Below are 17594 nucleotides of genomic sequence, written 5' to 3' on the forward strand. Positions count from 1 at the left end.
TAAATCACTTTGCTTGCCCAGCCAAAGGAGCCCCCTATGGAGCAGCAGCTGCTTTGCTATAAAACCCTGCCAGAATGGAACAGCGACACGCTGCCGGCGGCCTTCCGCCAGCGCCACAACACCCAGAGCGGCACCTGGGCGAAGCTCACCGTACTGAGCGGGAACCTGACGTTCGCCATGATGACCGAAGACGGCGCCACCACCGAGACCTGGCAGTTCAGCCCCGAAAGCCAGCCGCCGTTTATCGCACCGCAGCAGTGGCATCGCATCGTTTCCTTTTCGGACGACATGACCTGCCGGCTGGCGTTTTACTGCACGCCGGAAGATTACTACCACAAGAAATACGAACTGACGCGCACCCACTCCGAAGTGATCGAAGCGGCGGCGCGCATCGCGCCGGGCAAGGCGCTGGATCTGGGCTGCGGCGGCGGGCGCAATTCGCTCTATCTCAATCTGAAAGGTTTCGACGTCACCGCCTGGGACAAGCACGCGCCGTCGATAGCCCGCCTCAATCAGATCGTCGACGCCGAGCAGCTGACCCGCCTGAGTGCCGGGGTGCAGGATCTCAATACCCATCGCTTCAGCGGCGACTACGACTTCATCCTGTCCACCGTGGTAATGATGTTCCTCGAGCGGCAGCAGATCCCGCCTATCGTGCAAAACATGCAGGACAGCACCGTGCGCGGCGGCCATAACCTGATCGTGGCGGCGATGGATACCGAGGATTATCCCTGCCCGCTGCCGTTCCCGTTCACCTTCAGCCCGGGTGAGCTGAAGCATTATTATCGCGACTGGGAGATCCTCAAATACAACGAGGACGTCGGCCAACTGCACAAGACCGACGCCAACGGCAACCGCATCTCGCTGCGCTTCGCCACCCTGCTAGCGCGCAAGCTATAGCGCGTCGTGAAAGATCACCCCCAGCGTGTGGCGTTGGCCGGCGCGTATCCGGCTGACGCCGTGGCGCAGATTGACCCGATAGTAGCCTTTCACTCCCGCCACCGGCCGATGATGCACGGCGAACACCACGGCGTCTCCCTGCTGCAGCGGCACCACCTCCGGCCGGCTCTGCATCCGCGGCCGCTGTTCGGTCAGCACGAATTCGCCGCCGGTGAAATCCCGCTCGGGGGCGGAGAGCAAAAATGCCACCTGCAGCGGAAACACCCGCTCGCCGTACAGATCCTGATGCAGGCAGTTGTAATCTCCCGCTTCGTAACGCAACAGCAGCGGCGTCGGCCGCCGTTGGCCGGCCCGGTGGCATTCGGCCAGGTAAACCTCATGGTCGGCGGCATAACGCACCGCCAGGCCCAATAAGGCGTTCCAACGGTTGGCCACCGGCGCCAGCCGCGCATACATCAGGCTGCGCGCTTCGGCCACCGGCGACGGCAGCGGATAGGTGAAATAGCGGTACTCGCCGCGGCCAAAACCGTGCTTCTCCATCACGACGCGGCTGCGGAAGTGCGCATCCTGCGGGTAGAGCGCCGCCAGCTCGCGGCACAGCTCTTGGCTGAGCACGCTGGGCAACCGCGCGCAACCCTGCGCATCGAGTTCGCGCTCGATGGCCGCCCAGTCCAATTCGGCCAGCCGCGCCGCCAGCGCGCCGCTCATCGCTGCGCCTCTTTTTCCAGCAAGGCTTTCTTGCGCTCGACGCCCCAGCGATAGCCGGACAAGGCGCCGTCGTTGCGCACCACCCGGTGACAGGGGATCGCCACCGCCAGCACGTTGGCGGCGCAGGCACCGGCCACCGCGCGCACCGCTTTGGGCGCCCCGATGCGCCGAGCGATATCGGCATAGCTGACGGTTTCGCCGACCGGTATCGCCTGCAGCGCCCGCCAGACCCGCTGTTGAAACGCGGTGCCGCGAATATCCAGCGGCAGCGCCAACCCGTTCTCCGGCGCTTCAATCAGGCCCACCACCTGCGCCATCAGCGCTTCATACTGCGCGTCGCCGCCGATCAGCTCGGCATGGGGAAATTTGTCCTGCAAATCCTGCACCAGCTGCTGTGCATCGTCCCCCAGCAGAATGGCGCAGATGCCTACCTCGCTCTGCGCCGCCAGGATCTCGCCCAGCGAACAGTGCCCGACGGCGAAATGAATGCGCATGCCTTTGCCACCCGCTCGGTAGGCCTTCGGCGTCATGCCCAGCGCGGCGTTGGCTTGTTGGTAGAAGCGGCCGTTGGCGCCATAGCCGGCGTCGAAGATCGCGTCGGTCACCGTTTCCTGCTGCGTAAGGCCGGTGCGCAAGCGTTGGCTGCGCTGCGCGTCGGCGTAGCCTTTCGGCGTCAGGCCGGTGATCGCTTTGAACAGCCGGTGGAAATGGTATTGGCTCAACCCGACGTGGCGCGCCAGCGTCTGCAGCGACGGCGCTTTCTCCGCCCGTTCGATATAGCGGCAGGCCTCGGCTATCTGCCGCGCATGCTGTTCCGTCAACGGCGTCAGCCCCTGGCGGCAGCGTTTGCAGGGCCGATAACCCGCCGCTTCCGCCTGTTCGGCATCGTCGAACAGCTCCACGTTTTGCCGATTCGGCTGACGTGACGGGCAAGAAGGCGAGCAATACACGCCGGTGGTTTTCACCGCGTAGATAAAGCGGCCGTCGGCGTGCTTGTCGCGGCTGACGATCGCCAGCCAGCGCGGATCGGCGCTGTCGATTACGTTTTTCATCATCCGTTCCTCACTGCGGTTTCGATGTTAACCAGCATAGTGACGGGCCGTTGGCGAAACACGCCGACTCTTGCTTTTTAATTCGGCGCCGACGTTTTCAACAATGTTTCGACAATTTTTAACCAACAACATGAAGTTTATTACGTTGCCAACCTGGTTGCACGGCGTTAGGATCGCGGCCGGCCACGGGCGTGGCCAGTGTTTTTGCCTGTTAGTTGCGCGCATGGAGAGGTTATTGTGTTAGAGAGTTTTGGCGTCCTGAATTTATGGACCTATTTGGCCGGGGTGGTCTTCATCATCATTCTGCCGGGGCCGAATACGCTGTACGTGCTGAAAACCGGCATATCGCGCGGCGTGCGCGCCGGCTATACCGCCGCGCTGGGCGTGTTTATCGGCGATGCGATCCTGATCTTCTGCGCCTATATCGGCGTGGCGTCGCTGATCCGCACCACGCCGTTCCTGTTTACCCTGGTGCGTTTTCTCGGCGCAATTTACCTGCTGTTCCTCGGCGCAAAAATCCTCTACGCCACCTTCGTGCAGAAGGCGCAGGCGCAACAGCAGCAGATTGAGGGCGGCCACAGCATTCTGCGAAAATCGCTGACGCTGAGCCTGACCAACCCGAAGGCGATCCTGTTTTACGTGTCGTTCTTCGTGCAGTTCATCGATTTCAACTATGCGCACACCGGGCTGTCGTTCACCATTTTGGCGCTGATCCTCGAAGCCGTCAGCTTTATCTACATGAGCACGCTGATCTTCTCCGGCGCGATGCTGGCGCATTTCTTCAATCACAAGAAAGGCCTGGCGAAGCTCGGCAACGGCCTGATCGGCCTGCTGTTCCTTGGTTTCGCCACCCGTCTGGCGACCCTGAGCTCGTGATCCCTCCCGGCCGGCGCCCGCCGGCCTCGGTTTACCCTTCCGTCACGGCAAAATGACACGCAGGACAAACCGAATGTCAGGCAGACCAAAGCCGCCGCTTTCCCGCTGATCTAGACTTGCAGGGTTAACGATAACCTGATGAGCCTGATCGGAGGATGTATGTCTGACAATACCGTAGCCGTGCTGGATAGCGTATCGCGTTTTCTCGATCGTCAGCATGGGCTGTATATCGACGGCCAGTGGCGCGCGTCCGCCGCGGAAGGCCGCCTGGCGGTGTATAACCCCGCCAATGGGCAGCAGATCGCCACCACCGCCGACGCCAATGAACACGACGTCGCACTGGCGGTGCAGTCCGCCCACAAAGCCTTCAGTGAAGGCGTCTGGGCGCAGCGTCTGCCGGTCGAGCGCGAGCGTATCCTGCTGCGCTTCGCCGATCTGGTGGAGCAGCACGCCGAGGAGCTGGCGCAGTTGGAAACCCTGGAGCAGGGCAAATCCATCAACATCGCCCGCGCTTTCGAAGTCGGCAGCACCCTGAACTGGATGCGTTACACCGCCGGGCTGGCGACAAAAATCACCGGTCAAACGCTGGACGTCTCTATTCCGATGCCGCCGGGCGCCAAATATCAGGTTTATACCCGTAAAGAGCCGATCGGCGTGGTCGCCGGCATCGTGCCCTGGAACTTCCCGCTGATGATCGGCATGTGGAAAGTGATGCCGGCGCTGGCCGCGGGCTGCTCCATCGTCATCAAGCCATCGGAAACCACCCCGCTCACCCTGCTGCGCATCGCCGAACTGGCGAGCGAAGCCGGCGTGCCGCCGGGCGTGTTCAACGTGGTCACCGGCCGCGGCACCCTGTGCGGCAAAGCGCTGACCGAACATCCGCTGATCGCCAAAGTCAGCTTTACCGGCTCCACGCCGGTGGGCAAAAGCATCGCGCGCGCGGCGGCGGATCGCCTGACCCGCGTAACGCTGGAGCTGGGCGGCAAAAACCCGGCCATCGTGCTGAAAGATGCCGATCCACAGCAGGTGATCGAAGGCCTGATGCTCGGCAGCTTCCTCAACCAGGGGCAGGTGTGCGCCGCCAGCTCGCGAATTTATATTGAAGCGCCGATTTATGATCGGTTGGTGGCCGGATTCGAACAGGCGGTGAAATCGCTGTCGGTCGGGCCGGGGATGGATACCGGCGCGCAAATCAACCCGCTGGTGTCGCTCGCGCACCGCAACAAGGTGGCGGCCTACCTGGACGACGCCCGGGCGAAAAACGCCGAGCTTATCGGCGGCGCGGCCGGGCCGGACGCCAACGGCTTCTACATTCCGCCGACCCTGGTGATCAACCCGGACGATCGGCTGAACCTGACGCGCGAGGAAGTGTTCGGCCCGGTGGTCAACCTGATTCGGGTGGCGAGCGCCGAAGAGGCGCTGAGCAAGGCCAACGACACCGACTTCGGGCTGACCGCCAGCCTGTGGACCACCAGCCTGCAGCAGGCGATGGCGCTGACGCCGCGCATTCAGGCCGGCACCGTGTGGGTCAACACCCATACGCTGATCGATCCGAATATGCCGTTCGGCGGGTTTAAACAGTCGGGCAGCGGCCGTGACTTCGGCCCGGATTGGCTGGATGCCTACACCGAATCGAAATCGGTCTGCATCCGCTATTGAGTGAAGCGGCGCGGGCCTGGCCCGCGCCCTGACTTACTGATACTGCCGACGGTATTCGCTCGGCGACATGCCGAAACGCTGCTTGAAAGCGGTCGAGAAATGGCTGTGATCGGTGAAGCCCCAGTCGAGGCCGACGCCGGCCAGTTTTTCCTGCCCGGCGGCACTGCGCAGCGCCTGCGCGCACAGATCCAGCCTGCGGTTCCTGATGTACTGCGCCACCACCAGCCCCTGACGGGCAAACACCCGATACAGGCTGCGTAACGACACCCCCAACTCGGCCGCCACCCACTCAGGGCGCAGCTGCGCCGACTGAATATGCCTGTCGATCAATGCCAGCGCCTTGTCGAAGACCGGTTGCTGCCCCTCCGGGCGCGCCTGTTCGAGCGCCAGCGCCGGGCGCAGCAGCGCCGCCAGCGCATTCAGCACCGCCTCGCTTTCCGCCGCGGCGAGCTGAGGATCCTGCATACTGCTCAGCACCAGCTGGCGGCTGAGGCGCACCGCGCTGAGCTCAGCCCCGAGACGCTGGGCGCAAGGCGGCGGCACCGGCAGGCAACCGCGCGGCAACAGCAGAGAGATTTGGCGCGAATCGCGCTGGAAGGTAAAGCTACTGGGCCGTGAGGCGTCGATCAGCGTCATGTCGCCGGGAGAGAGCACCGTTTGGCGATCGCCCTGCTCCATCAACGCGCTGCCGCGCAGCTGGAAAACGGTGAAAAAGTGCGCACCGTCGCTGCGGGCGATCTCGCTCGGCGTGCGGTACAGCCGGGCCTGAGACACGTCGACCACGCTCAGGCGCAGGGCATGAGCGCGAAACTCCTGCATCGCCCCGCTGAAGCCGGGCCCCAGCGTTTTTGCGCAGAATCGGCCGCAGGCGGTGTTGATTTTCCCCAGCCACTCTTCAAAGCCGGCGTCCCGGAGCGTTGCCAATGCCGTCATGATCTCTCCCTTCAAACGCCGGCGGTGCTGCGCCGTTGAACAGAAAAACACCATAACAATCCGTTAACACACAATCAATGGCGAACGGGGGATTTGGCGTCGCGATCACAGATCATCCGGTACCGTCATCCATCCGCCACGAAACCGTCATCTCATCGTCACAGGCCTCGCCAAAAATACAGGCTGATCTCCCCTTCACGTTGACACCCTGGACATGACCCGATGAAATCGTTGCAAAAATCCGTTTTAGCGCTGTGTTTGTTTACCACCAGCGCCCTGGCCGCGTTCCACGCGCAGGCGGCAGAGGAAGCCCAACCGTTCACCACCGCGCAGCAGGTGGATCTGACCCACATCCTGCCGCCGCCGCCGGCCAACGACTCGGCGCAGACCCAGCGCGAACTGCGGGAAGTGCTCGACATGCAGCAGAAACGCACGCCGGAAATGGCCAGCCAGGCCAAGGCGGATGCGGAAGAGAACGTCTGGGTGTACAGCAACGTGATGGGGCCGAAGTTCAACGCCAAAGCGCTGCCGGCCGTGAGCGCCTTCTTCGATCGCATCGTCGCGACCGAGGCGGCGGTGGTGGATCCGGCGAAAGATTTCTGGAAGCGCCCGCGCCCGCATATGCTGGACAGCCGCATCGAGCCGATCGTCAAACGCTCCAGCTCCGGCTCGTGGCCTTCCGGCCACACCACGCTGGGCACGCTGATGGGCATCACCTTAGCCAATATGGTGCCGGAAAAGCGCGCCGCCATTATGACGCGCGCCTGGCAATACGGTGACAACCGAGTGGTGGCAGGGATCCACTACCCTTCCGATATCGAGATGGGCCGCATCGCCGGCAGCGTCATCAGCCAGCAGCTTTCACAGCAGCAGGATTTCCAGCAGCAGTACCGGCAAGCGCGCGACGAGCTGCGCCAGGCGCTGGATTTGCCTGCGGATAAATAGACCCGGCGGCTAACACCGGGCCCTGACGGCCCGGTTTACGGCTGTTTGTCCAACAGGTAACGCACCACCGCGGCGTACTCTTTGGCGTAGCCTTCAACGCTGGTGCTGGCCATGCCGGCATTGTCTATCTTGTATTTGCCTGCCACGTAGAACGACGGGGTGCCGCGCACCTCGAATGCTTTCACCGCTTCGTTCTGCTTGGCGATCAATCCTTTGACCAGCAGGCTGTGGCGCGCGTTTTCATAGGTAGCGGCATCGATGCCGGCCGCCGTAAACACCCGCTGAATATCGTCGGCGCCGTTGACGGCGCGCTGTTTCTGCACCGCGTCGAACATCGCCCCTTCAATCTTGTCTTCCACGCCCAGCACCGTCGCCACCGCCCAGGCTTCGGTCAGCTCATTGCCCAGTTTGCCCATCAGGCTGACGTGATATTTGGTGACTTTCTCACCGGCGGGCAGCGCCTGCGCCACGGTACTGCCTACGCGATAGGTCTCGGCGAACTGATAGCAAGGGCCGCAGTAGAAGGAGAAGAACTCCACCACCGCCGGCGCGGCGGCCACCGGCTTATCCAGCCGGATGTATTGCTCGCCCGCACGGTAATCCGCGGCCTGAACCGCAGGCAGCGCCAACATCAATACGACGGCGGCGGCGAACGAACGCTTAACTTTTGCCAACATAAACACTCCTGGTTTCATCTATGAACATCGTCCTTAGCGGCGGTTTTTATAATCAAATAACCGCCAGAAGACCAGTTTTTATTACCTTCTATTTGTGAGGGATTATGTTCAGCGCCCTTCGTAACCGTCCCAGTAGGCGCCTACCGCCTCTTGCGAGAGCACCTGGCGGCGCTTAGGATTGTCGGCGCTGCTGTAGGCGCGATTAATGAAAATGGTTTTGTGTTCCATGTTCTGCTGGAACTCCGCGCTGGCCAGATAATCGGCCTTTTTCTGCGCCTCGCTGCGCGCCACGCCCGCCACGCGATCCTTTTTCCCCCATTGGTAGAACTGTTCGAACATCGGCACGGCGTTTTTAATGCTGCCGTTCACATCAGTGCGGAATTGCGGATCGAAGTCGTCGCGCGTTTGATAAATGTAGTGCTTGGCATGCTGCTCGGCGCTGCTGAGGTGATGGGTGCAGGCGCTGAGCGCCAACAGCGGCAACAACAACGCCGCGCTTTTCAGTTTTTTCATGTCGTCTGTCCCTGTCAGTGAGGAAGGTTCCTTTAGCGCCACGAGCATAGCGCCGCCACCCGGCAAACGTCAAACGACAAAAAACGCATCACATTGTTTTATATTAATATTATATACACTGATTGGTATTCATTGCCTGAAACACTATGCTTTAACAGAACAGGGTAAACACTCACCGACAGCGAGGCGGCCAATGAAACCGATCGACAAAAACGTGGGGGAGTACGACCTCACGGCGGAAAAAAAAGCGGGCATGATCACCGGCACCATCCGCGGCGAACTGCCGGACAGCGACGCCAATCTGCCGCTGCTGCCCTTCTCCGGCACTTTCGCCGGCCCCAGCGTGGCCGAAGCCATCGCCGATATTCAGCAACAGTTCCCCGACATCGAACCGGCGATTATCGACGATTTGCGCGAGGAACTGCTGAAGGCCGGGTTCTAATCCGGATCGCGGTGCCGCACGAACGGACTGTAGACCGGCGCGCCGGGCTTCAACGCCAGATCGGCGTCAAAATCTTCATTGCGATTGAACGGCACCGCCGGCCAGGTGGAAAACGCGTTCAAACCGTCCCGGTACGTCTGTGTCACCTGTGCCAAAGCGGCATTTTGCGCCTGCAGAGCTTCGCCCGCCAACCCGCCGCGCACGCCATAGACCAGGAACGGCTCCAGCACGCTAAAGCCGATATAGTGCAGCGCATGCATGATTGGCCACAGCATCAGCCGCATATCGCCGTCGCGCCCGTTCGGCGCGCAGGCCTGTGCGGAAGCGCCGGCGGTCACGGTCAGCAGCGCCCGCTTACCGCACATCACGCCGTTCTCATGGCGGTGGCGGCTGTCGTAGATCCCGCCGTAAACGAACACCCGATCCATCCAGCCCTTGATGATGGCCGGCGCGCCGAACCACCAGAAAGGGAACTGCAGCACCAGCGTATCCGCCCAGCGCAACAGCTCGATATGCCGCCGGATCTCCGCCGGCAGCGCCTGGATCGTCCAGTGATGGCGCTGCTCCTGCATCGCATCGAACCGGTCCACCTGCTTTCTGCTGGGGTAATGGCCGGCGCCCTCGCGCGGATCAAACCCCTCCTGATACAGATCGACCGTTTTCACCTGATGCCCCTGCGCCAGCCAGGCCTGCCGCGCCTGTTCGGCCAAATGGGCATTGAAAGAATGCGGCTCGGGGTGAGCCAGCACAATCAGCACGTTCATCCTGTGTCTCCCGTTGTAAGGTGGTGCTGTTATGCTGTGGCTTTATCGTCCCCTTGGCAATTACGCACCTGAAGGTAACCCCCAATGGCTTATCCCGGCGACGTCTATTCGAGCAAGTGTTCCGCACGCGATGCGCTGGCGCTGATTTCCGGCAAGTGGGTGATGCTGATCCTGCCTGCGCTGGCGCAGCGCCCGATGCGCAACGGCGAGCTGCTGCGCCGCATCGACGGCATTTCGCAGAAGGTGCTGACGCAAACGCTGCGCCAGCTGGAACGCAACGGGCTGCTCGAACGGCTAGATTTAAGTGAAAAGAATCAGGCGCATGTGGAATACCGGCTCAGCGCCGTCGCCTGCTCGCTGGTCGAGACGCTGGCGGCGCTGGACCGATGGGCGGAATACCATTTCCCCGAGCTGGACGCCGCCCGCGAGCGCTATGATGCCGACCGCGGGCGCGAGACCGATTAAAGCGGTTTGGCCCGCAGCGTCTCGCCGCTGCGCACGAAGTTGCCGGCCCCCAGATGATGAATGGTGTGCAGATCCGCATTGGCGGCGGTGAAGTTCCAGCGCCCTTGCTGGAACACCCGCTCGTCCGCTGCCGCGCTCAACACCTCGCCGAAGCAGGTGTCGTATTTTTCCTGTGCGCCGCTTTCAGGCAATAAGCGGCACTCCAGCCACGCCACGCAACCCTGTTCGATCAGCGGCACCTGCAGCGTGGCGCTCGGCGCTGCGGCGATGTGAAAGCGGGCAAACTTGTCTTCATCCAGCCCGGACACGCTGCCAACCGCGTAGGTGGCGTCGATGAACATGGCCGCCGGCACGCAAATGCCGAATGCGCCGCTCTCCTCGATCATTTGCCGGCTGTGCGCCCCTTTGTCCACCACAATGGCGATGCGCGGCGGGCTGAACTCCACCGGCATCGACCAGGCGGCGGCCATCACGTTGCGTTTGGCGCCGTCGTGGCTGCGGCTGGTGATCAATACCGTCGGGCCGTGGTTCAGCAGGCGGCTGGCGTGTTCGAGGGCGACAGGACGAAAGTGGCTCATCGGGAAATCCTTGCGAGTGACTGACTGTCCCGCAGTGTAGATCTGCGCTGCGGCGGCAGGCAACGCGGGGCGCACAGAATGCGCAGGTGAGACGCTTGTTCCCCGTCTCGCCATCCGTTATCTATAGTTAGATCAATTCGCCGGTAACGGCCCACTCCACCTGAGGATCTTGCCTTGACGTTTTTAAAACACCCTATCGCCGGATTGGTGCTGGCCGGCTGCGGCCTGCTGTCGGCGGGCGGCGCGCTGGCCGCTTCCGATGCGCTGGTGTACTGCACCGTCGCCTCGCCGGAATCGTTCAACCCGCAGCTCTCCAGCTCCGGGCCGACCTTTATCGCCACCTCGCAGGTGCTGTACAACCGCTTGGTGACGCTGCGCGAAAGCGATAAAACCCCGGCCCCGTCGCTGGCCACCGAGTGGAGCGTCAGCCCGGACGGCAAGACCTATACCTTTACCCTGCGCCAGGGCGTGAAATTCAACAGCAACAAATACTTCACCCCGACACGCGACTTCAACGCCGAAGACGTGGTGTTCACCGTGATGCGGCAGAAGGATCCCGCTAACCCTTATCACAAGGTCTCCGGCGGCAACTATGAATACTTCACCGACATGGGCCTGGATAAGCTGATCACCAAGGTGGAAGCGGTGGACGAGCATCACGTGCGCTTCACGCTGAGCCAGCCCAACGCCGCCTTCGTCGCTGACTGGGCGATGGATTTCGCCTCGATCCTGTCCGCCGAATACGCCGACGCCATGCTGAAAAAGGGCACGCCGGAATACGTCGACAACTGGCCGATCGGCACCGGGCCGTTTGCGCTGCAGCAGTACAAGCAGGATTCGCTGATCCGCTACATCGCCAACCCGCACTACTGGCAGGGCGAAGTGGCCAGCAAGCACCTCATCTTCTCCATCACGCCGGATCCGCAAACCCGGCTGGCCAAGCTGAAAACCAACGAATGCCAGATCATCCCCGCGCCGCTGCCGGAACAGTTCGCCGCCATCAAGGCCGACGGCAACCTGCAGCTGCACGACATTACCGGGCTGAACGTCGGCTATCTGGCGTTCAACACCCAGAAAAAACCGTTCGACAACCTGCTGGTGCGTCAGGCGTTGAGCTACGCGGTGGACAAGAAAGCGATCGTCGCCGCGGTGTTCAAAGACAGCGGCACGCCGGCCAATTCACTGCTGCCGCCGGGCATGCTGGGCTACAACGACAAACTGCCGGAGTACGCCTACGATCCGCAGAAGGCGCGCGAGCTGCTGAAGCAGGCCGGGCTGGAACAGGGCTTTGAAACCGACATCTGGTCGATGCCGGTACAGCGCCCTTACAACCCGAACTCCAAGCGCATCGCCGAGATGATCCAGAGCGACTGGGCGAAGGTGGGCGTGAAGGCCAAGATCGTCACCTGGGAGTGGGGGCAGTATCTGGCCGGGCTGCGCAAAGGCGAGCAACAGAGCGCGCTGTACGGCTGGGTGTCGGACAATGGCGATCCGGACAACTTCGCCACCCTGCTCGGCTGCGCCGGCGTGCAGAGCGGCGCCAACGTGGCACGCTGGTGCGATAAGGATTATGACCGGCTGATCCAGCAGGCGATCCAGGAGAACCAGCCGCAGGCGCGCGCCAAGCTGTATCAACAGGCGCAGGTGATCTTCGCCAAACAGGCGCCGTGGCTGCCGCTGGCCACCGGCAAAGTGTTCTACGCCACCCGCAGCAACCTGAGCGGCTATGTGGTGGACGTGAACGGCAGCGATTTCGCCAAGGCCAAATTGAACTGATCTTAGGCGCCGCAGCGCGGACTGCGGCGCAACCCGCTTCATCGCTTAATAAGCTGCCAGCCTCTGAACCTATCATTATTAGCTTCATAACTTACGGCGCTCACCTATCACCAGACGCATATCCCACTAAACCAATAGCTTAATAAGCGAGCTGAACCTGGCGTTTTGCCTAAATTGCGCGCACGCGCTTTCCTCCGATGTAACATTTCGTTACCATCGACGCACAGACCCTTTAACATCAAAAGGTAACCCGGTGCAGAACACCTACATGCCGTGGCAAATTCGCCTGCACTGGCTGGTGGCGATCCTGCTGGTCATCACCTGTGTCACCATCGAGCTGCGGGGCTTGGCCGAACCGGGCAGCGCCCCTTGGTACGTGCTGGTTGTCACCCACTTCAGCTGCGGCGTAACGGTATTTGCGCTGATGATCGCCCGCCTGTTCCTGCGCTGGCGCCACCCCTCGCCCGCCATCGCGCCCAAACCGCCGAAGTGGCAAACCGGCCTGGCGCACCTGACGCACACCCTGATCTACCTGCTGCTGCTGACGCTGCCGGTGCTGGGGGTCTATTCGCGCTATCTGGGGGGCAAAGAGTGGTATCTATTCGGCCTGCCGATGCCGTTCGCCGACGTGGCCGATCGGCCGCAGGCGCGGGCGATTATCGGCTGGCACAAAACGCTGGCGTCATTCGGCTACTGGCTGATCGGCCTGCATACCGCCGCCGCACTATTCCACCACTATATCGTCAAGGACAATGCGCTGGTGCGCATGCTGCCACTGATGAAAAAGCGCTGACCATCCGGCGCCAGGGATGAATTTTCGGACCACGCCTGCTGACAGGGAATGATATGCAAACCCAATTTTTTCATGTGACCGTCGAGCAATGCGCTTGCCAACAGACGGCGCCCGACAATCTGGTGAGGATCATCGCCTCCGGCCAGACGTTCTTTTTTTATCGCGATGACTTCAGCGACAGCGAAAATCTGCTGGCCAGGCTCGCCGCCGGCGATCGGGTGAAGATCGGCGCCCACCGCCTGCGGGACGGCAGCTACTGGCTGCACTGGCTGCTGCACGGCACGAAAGGCCGGCTGGAGCCTGACAGAACGCTGAAATATAAGCTGAAATACTTCGCCCTGCTGCTGCTGGGCGCGGCGCTGGCCGGCGGTTTCCCGGCGGCCTTTTTCATCATGGACCGGGAAGATTCCTGGCTGACCATCGTCCTGTTTTTTATCGCCATCATCGCCGGCCTTATCGGCATCGGCATGGTGCTGTTCGTCGGTTCGGAGCTCCTGTTGATTGCGCACCGCGGCCGCAGGCGCCTGCTCAGAGCGCTGGATCGCGTGCTGCAGGGGCAAGACGTCACGCCGCCCGGCTCGCTCAGCCTGAAAATCCCCGGCATCAGATACCGGGCAGTCCGCGCAGACGCCGCGCCAGCGCCCACAATGCCACAAACCGAGTTCCCCCTCCCCGAGGGCGTCGAGGCCTCCGGCATAGAGACGGTCAACGCCCTGAGCTACGAACTCTGCCACTATGAGATCCCGCGGCAGGTGCAGTATTTGGACACCTATGCGTGGCGTCAGAAGGAGACGCACTTCGCGTTGACGACCCGCGCGCTCAACGTCCCCAATACCAAACTGCACCCGGTATTTCGTCGGCAACATCCGCTTTTCATCGCCAAAGGCGATCCGCTGCAGGTGCTGTATTGCGAAAACGACACCGTCCCCGAGTTGCCGACGGTGCGTGGGATCATCAATCATCGCGATCGCCAAACCTATCTCATCGGCGGCAGCCGCTACTTCACCGAAGCCGGCCTTAACCTGTGCGCGCGCGTTGTCTTCATTTTTGGGGCAATCGTGGCGTGTTTTGTGCTCGGCATGACGGTGGTGGATAACGCCGATACCCCGGAGGGCTTTTACCTGGATGCCTGGACCCTGAAGCGCCTCGGCAGTGAATTGCCGCCGATTATTCTGCTGCTGATGCTGATGGTCAGCGGCCTGGCGCTGCTGATCGAGGGTTTCGCCCAGATCTGTCGCCTGTACTCTTTTGACCAGCACCGCACGTTTAAAACGTTTAAATACCTGCGAAATCTGCGTCGCAGGTTGTGGCGGCAGGCTCAGGTGACGGAGCTGAAATGATGACGTTAGCGCTTTATAAAAGACCCCTTATTATCCTGACGCTGTTTTTAGCCAGCGCGCTGGGCGTCTATTTGCTCGCCCCTGAGCAACGCTATGCGCAGTGGCAATGGACTCGGGGCGACCAGGCGTTGCCGACGATAGCCCGTTACGATCTCATCCACAGCTACCCGGCGCCGGACGGCGCCCTGCTGCTCACCAGCAAAAGAAGTGAAGACCGCGCGTACAATAGCTTTTACGGTTGGGCGGCCAACTACCTCAGCCAGGTGCTGTTTGCCGGCCCAAAAGGGTTACAAATGCTGGGGGAACTCGACGACTTGATCCACGATGCGGTTTGCGGCGAGCAGGAGTGCGTGCTTTTTCTCTCTGAGGGCCGCAGGCTGGTTGATGTGCAACGGGGTACCATCGGGGCGCTGATCCCCTGGCCGGAGGGCGACGACAACCGGCCTTCCTTTGTCGGCGGCAAACTGGTGGCGCAACCGGGAAAACGCGCGCTGTATCTCATCAGCACCGAAGGCGTATTCTACAGCCCGGACTTCGGCGCCCATTGGCGGCAGACGCTGGATCTGCCGGCGCTGCTGGACGCGCGGCAACTGCTGGGCTTTGAGCGCGGCGAGGAGGAGTCACCGACGGCTTACGCCTCCGGTAAGCGCAAATCCGTACCCGAGATATTCACCGCCATTGATGGCGACCGCGTGCATTTCTGGATGAACCCGGTGCTCGGATCTGGCGCGTTACACATCGCCGTTAACGGTAAAACCGGCGAGGTGATTGAAATGCATTGGCTGCTGGTGCGCGTGGAGGAAAGCGCGCAAGCCCCGGACGGCGGCATCTACCTGATCGCACAAACGCTGGACAGAGGGCTGTATCAGCTTCTGCGTTATCAATCCGACGGGCAGTTGAAGGTGCTGCTGGAGACCGGCGATAAATCGCTGTATCAGCTCTGGGCGGGCAACGATAAGCTGGTCGCCCAAACGGATAACGGCGATGCGCGTCTTTCGCTGATTTTCGATCTGCGCTCATCCGACGTGCACTACCGACAGCCGTTGGAGTACCGGTACAACGGGCGCGACGACGCGCGCCAAACCGTGATCGAACCAGAAAGCCACTATGACGATGACGGGGAGATCCCGGCGCTGCCCTACTTCGTTCGCTATCGCTCCACCACGCCGTGAACATAAGGAACTTGCCATGCTGTTAGGTTATGGCGCCGGCGCCGCCGGCCTGCTGGCGCTGTTATTGGCCCTGCTGCTCGCCGGCATCCTGCTCGCCTGGTGGGGCTGGCGCTACGCCGCCGCCCGCTGCGGCCGCCCGCGCCCGCCGCTTTCCTGGGGCGGCTATCTGTTGGCCTCGGCGCTGGCGATCTACCCGGTGGCGTGCGCGCTGATGCTGATCGGCATGGCCATCCAGGACATCAAGAGCCAGCGGGCGGAAGATCGTTGGAATCAACGCAGCTACTTGACGCTCGACGAGGCAAAGCCGTTCGGTGAAACGACGCTGCCGAAAGGCAGTTGGGTAAACCGCCAGGAGCCACGCCTGCCCGGCACCGAAGACAGCCCTATCACGATGAACGGCGTGACCGCCGTGCGTTTTCCTCAGCCGCAGAGCGTGGCCGGCGTGCCGATCATCGCCTTCGAGGTTTTACCGCCGGTGATGGAGCTGGCAGGTGCGCATACCTTCACCCGTCCAACCGGCCAAACGGTGCACTGCGAAGCCGGTTGGCTGGTCTCTTTCTCTTTACCGCCGGATAAGCCGACCCCGCAGTGGGAGGAGTGGCAGGCCGGGCTGCCTGCGGCGGCGTTTCGGCCCAGCGACTGGATCTTTAGGGAGTGCTTCTCCGGCAGCCCGATCGCGGTGCTGACCTTGCACGACGGCGAAGTCAGGGTGCTGCCTTAAGCCTTACGCCGCGGCGTTGGGCAAGCGCACGGTCACGCGGTTGTTGGCCGTTGGCAACTGCAGCGGCGTTTCCTGCCAACTCACCGCGATAACCAATACCGGCGGGGCCGGCACGCGCGGCTCACGCCCGCCTGGCCCCACGCTGTAGGCATCCCACTCAATCACAAACACCCCGCCGTTTTGCGGCTCGACCCGCTCGACGAAAAAGGTGGTGTCCGAACCGCGCCCGCCCGCCGGTTTATGCGCATACGAGAGCAGGCTGAACCACTCGCCGGCGAAGTAGAGATGGTATAGGCCATCGACGATATGCTCGCCGCGGAACTGGCAGCCGCCGACGCTCAAACCGTCACCCGCCGGGGATTCCGCCACGCGTTCGAGATCGCGCACGAAGCGATCGGTCGGCCGGTTATCCAGCAACAGTTCATAAGGCGGCGTGTGCAGCAGCGCGGCAGGATCGTCCGCCAGGCGCAGATTCGCCGGCAACATCAAGCGCGCCGCCAGCACCCGGCCGTTGGGCAAGGCGATCTCCAGACGATCGGCCGGATCCTCTGTCCACGGCGGCACCCACAGACCGCGCACAAGGTGCAACGGCGTAGCCTCCGCCTGCCGACACCTCGCCCGCAGCCGCGCCAGCGCCTCGGCGGTACCGGCGGCCAGCGCGTCCTGCTCGCGATCGGTCAATGCCGGCAGCGCGTACATCATCCGGGCAGCAGGCTCGTACACCGTCAGCCCCTCACCCTCACGGCCGCGGGTCGGGATCAGGCGCAGCTTGCCATCGTCCACATCCTGCGGCGCCGCACAGGCGCCATGCACAATCGCCCCGTCGCGCAGCAGCAGCGTCCAAAAACTGGGGCCGCCCATGCCCAGCTCCCCCACGCCGCCAATCTGCCGATCGCTGTCGCCGGCGTGCGCCATTTCAATCGGCTGCGAATGCCAGTCGGTTTTGCGCCACTCTGCGGCCTCTTCGGGGTCTTGCACGCCTTTAGCGGCGTACTTCACCCATTGCAGCACGGCAAACAGCGCGATGCACAGCACGCCGAAAATCGGGTGATCCTGCCAAATCAACCCCCAACCGACGATCAAAAAGGCCCAGGCGGCCATGGCGATATCCTTTTCCACGAGAAAACCGCCTGATTCTAGCGCAGGAAACGCAAAGGGTTGAAGCCTATGCCATGAATAATTAGCCGTTAAATAGAAAGATAATAATTTCAGCGTTATTTCTGTGACTACAGAGATCACATAAATAACGCTTCACAGAGTGATTTTAACGCAGGAAAGAC

19 protein-coding genes are annotated in these 17594 nt (G+C 62.1%); 11 read left to right on the forward strand and 8 right to left on the reverse strand.

From position 1 onward, the window contains the following. Window positions 1-36 precede the first annotated feature (36 nt). Entirely contained in the window at window positions 37-900 is an 864-nt protein-coding gene (gene tehB / locus RE418_RS01695) for an SAM-dependent methyltransferase TehB (RefSeq protein ID WP_060432526.1), read from the forward strand. Here the strand turns inward: tehB and RE418_RS01700 are convergent. Both RE418_RS01700 and ada read right to left on the reverse strand, forming a co-directional pair. Continuing rightward, window positions 895-1608, reverse strand: a complete 714-nt coding sequence (locus RE418_RS01700) for a 2OG-Fe(II) oxygenase (RefSeq protein ID WP_399675740.1) — start codon at window positions 1606-1608, stop codon at window positions 895-897. The two genes, tehB and RE418_RS01700, sit on opposite strands and share 6 nt — an antisense overlap. Then, window positions 1605-2660: a bifunctional DNA-binding transcriptional regulator/O6-methylguanine-DNA methyltransferase Ada gene (gene ada / locus RE418_RS01705; RefSeq protein WP_025301691.1), complete on the reverse strand. Its 1056-nt coding sequence runs from the start codon at window positions 2658-2660 to the stop codon at window positions 1605-1607. The genes RE418_RS01700 and ada overlap by 4 nt, the downstream gene beginning before the upstream one ends. A gap of 237 nt (window positions 2661-2897) precedes the next feature. Here ada and leuE point away from each other — a divergent pair, with 237 nt between their 5' ends. Beyond that, window positions 2898-3536: a leucine efflux protein LeuE gene (gene leuE, locus RE418_RS01710; RefSeq protein WP_004940625.1), complete on the forward strand. Its 639-nt coding sequence runs from the start codon at window positions 2898-2900 to the stop codon at window positions 3534-3536. Window positions 3537-3695: 159 nt separating this feature from the next. Next, window positions 3696-5195, forward strand: a complete 1500-nt coding sequence (locus RE418_RS01715; protein ID WP_089180580.1) for an aldehyde dehydrogenase family protein — start codon at window positions 3696-3698, stop codon at window positions 5193-5195. Between the two features lie 33 nt (window positions 5196-5228). Here the strand turns inward: RE418_RS01715 and feaR are convergent, their stop codons facing one another. Beyond that, the gene (feaR, locus tag RE418_RS01720; RefSeq protein WP_025301689.1) at window positions 5229-6128 is read right to left on the reverse strand and encodes a transcriptional regulator FeaR; all 900 of its coding nucleotides are present in this window, start codon (window positions 6126-6128) and stop codon (window positions 5229-5231) included. Window positions 6129-6350: 222 nt separating this feature from the next. On the opposite strand from feaR, the gene RE418_RS01725 reads away from it, so the two are divergent. Beyond that, a complete protein-coding gene (locus tag RE418_RS01725; RefSeq protein WP_049295113.1) occupies window positions 6351-7073 on the forward strand; it encodes a phosphatase PAP2 family protein in 723 nt (240 codons plus the stop codon). Window positions 7074-7108: 35 nt separating this feature from the next. Here RE418_RS01725 and RE418_RS01730 read toward each other — a convergent pair whose 3' ends face one another. Further along, complete coding sequence (locus tag RE418_RS01730; protein WP_089180579.1) at window positions 7109-7750, reverse strand: DsbA family protein; 642 nt, start codon at window positions 7748-7750, stop codon at window positions 7109-7111. Between the two features lie 108 nt (window positions 7751-7858). Continuing rightward, window positions 7859-8263, reverse strand: a complete 405-nt coding sequence (locus RE418_RS01735) for an Exc2 family lipoprotein (RefSeq protein WP_049295112.1) — start codon at window positions 8261-8263, stop codon at window positions 7859-7861. 193 nt (window positions 8264-8456) lie between these two features. Between RE418_RS01735 and RE418_RS01740 the strand changes: the two genes are divergently transcribed. Beyond that, entirely contained in the window at window positions 8457-8705 is a 249-nt protein-coding gene (locus RE418_RS01740; RefSeq protein WP_019454278.1) for a hypothetical protein, read from the forward strand. Here the strand turns inward: RE418_RS01740 and RE418_RS01745 are convergent. Further along, the gene (locus RE418_RS01745; RefSeq protein ID WP_049208678.1) at window positions 8702-9469 is read right to left on the reverse strand and encodes an NAD(P)H-dependent oxidoreductase; all 768 of its coding nucleotides are present in this window, start codon (window positions 9467-9469) and stop codon (window positions 8702-8704) included. The genes RE418_RS01740 and RE418_RS01745 overlap by 4 nt on opposite strands. An 84-nt stretch (window positions 9470-9553) precedes the next feature. Here RE418_RS01745 and RE418_RS01750 point away from each other — a divergent pair, with 84 nt between their 5' ends. Beyond that, window positions 9554-9934, forward strand: a complete 381-nt coding sequence (locus RE418_RS01750; protein WP_060447667.1) for a helix-turn-helix domain-containing protein — start codon at window positions 9554-9556, stop codon at window positions 9932-9934. Here the strand turns inward: RE418_RS01750 and RE418_RS01755 are convergent. After that, the gene (locus RE418_RS01755; RefSeq protein WP_043135548.1) at window positions 9931-10512 is read right to left on the reverse strand and encodes a flavin reductase family protein; all 582 of its coding nucleotides are present in this window, start codon (window positions 10510-10512) and stop codon (window positions 9931-9933) included. The genes RE418_RS01750 and RE418_RS01755 overlap by 4 nt on opposite strands. A 174-nt stretch (window positions 10513-10686) precedes the next feature. Between RE418_RS01755 and RE418_RS01760 the strand changes: the two genes are divergently transcribed. From RE418_RS01760 to RE418_RS01780, 5 genes are all read left to right on the forward strand, one after another. Beyond that, the gene (locus RE418_RS01760) at window positions 10687-12288 is read left to right on the forward strand and encodes an ABC transporter substrate-binding protein (protein WP_025301682.1); all 1602 of its coding nucleotides are present in this window, start codon (window positions 10687-10689) and stop codon (window positions 12286-12288) included. 268 nt (window positions 12289-12556) lie between these two features. After that, window positions 12557-13081, forward strand: a complete 525-nt coding sequence (cybB, locus tag RE418_RS01765) for a cytochrome b561 (RefSeq protein WP_089181662.1) — start codon at window positions 12557-12559, stop codon at window positions 13079-13081. 53 nt (window positions 13082-13134) lie between these two features. Beyond that, the gene (locus tag RE418_RS01770; protein WP_089180578.1) at window positions 13135-14421 is read left to right on the forward strand and encodes a hypothetical protein; all 1287 of its coding nucleotides are present in this window, start codon (window positions 13135-13137) and stop codon (window positions 14419-14421) included. Beyond that, window positions 14418-15593, forward strand: coding sequence for a hypothetical protein (locus tag RE418_RS01775; protein WP_043135547.1), 1176 nt, complete (start codon window positions 14418-14420; stop codon window positions 15591-15593). The genes RE418_RS01770 and RE418_RS01775 overlap by 4 nt, the downstream gene beginning before the upstream one ends. 16 nt (window positions 15594-15609) lie before the next feature. Further along, on the forward strand, window positions 15610-16314 hold the full coding sequence (locus tag RE418_RS01780; RefSeq protein ID WP_089180577.1) for a hypothetical protein: 705 nt from the start codon (window positions 15610-15612) through the stop codon (window positions 16312-16314). 3 nt (window positions 16315-16317) lie between these two features. Here RE418_RS01780 and RE418_RS01785 read toward each other — a convergent pair whose 3' ends face one another. Next, on the reverse strand, window positions 16318-17433 hold the full coding sequence (locus tag RE418_RS01785; RefSeq protein WP_233494379.1) for a hypothetical protein: 1116 nt from the start codon (window positions 17431-17433) through the stop codon (window positions 16318-16320). Between the last annotated feature and the right edge of the window lie 161 nt (window positions 17434-17594).

This window comes from Serratia sp. szju (genome assembly GCF_044594185.1).
In the GTDB taxonomy this organism is placed as follows: Bacteria; Pseudomonadota; Gammaproteobacteria; order Enterobacterales; family Enterobacteriaceae; genus Serratia; species Serratia bockelmannii.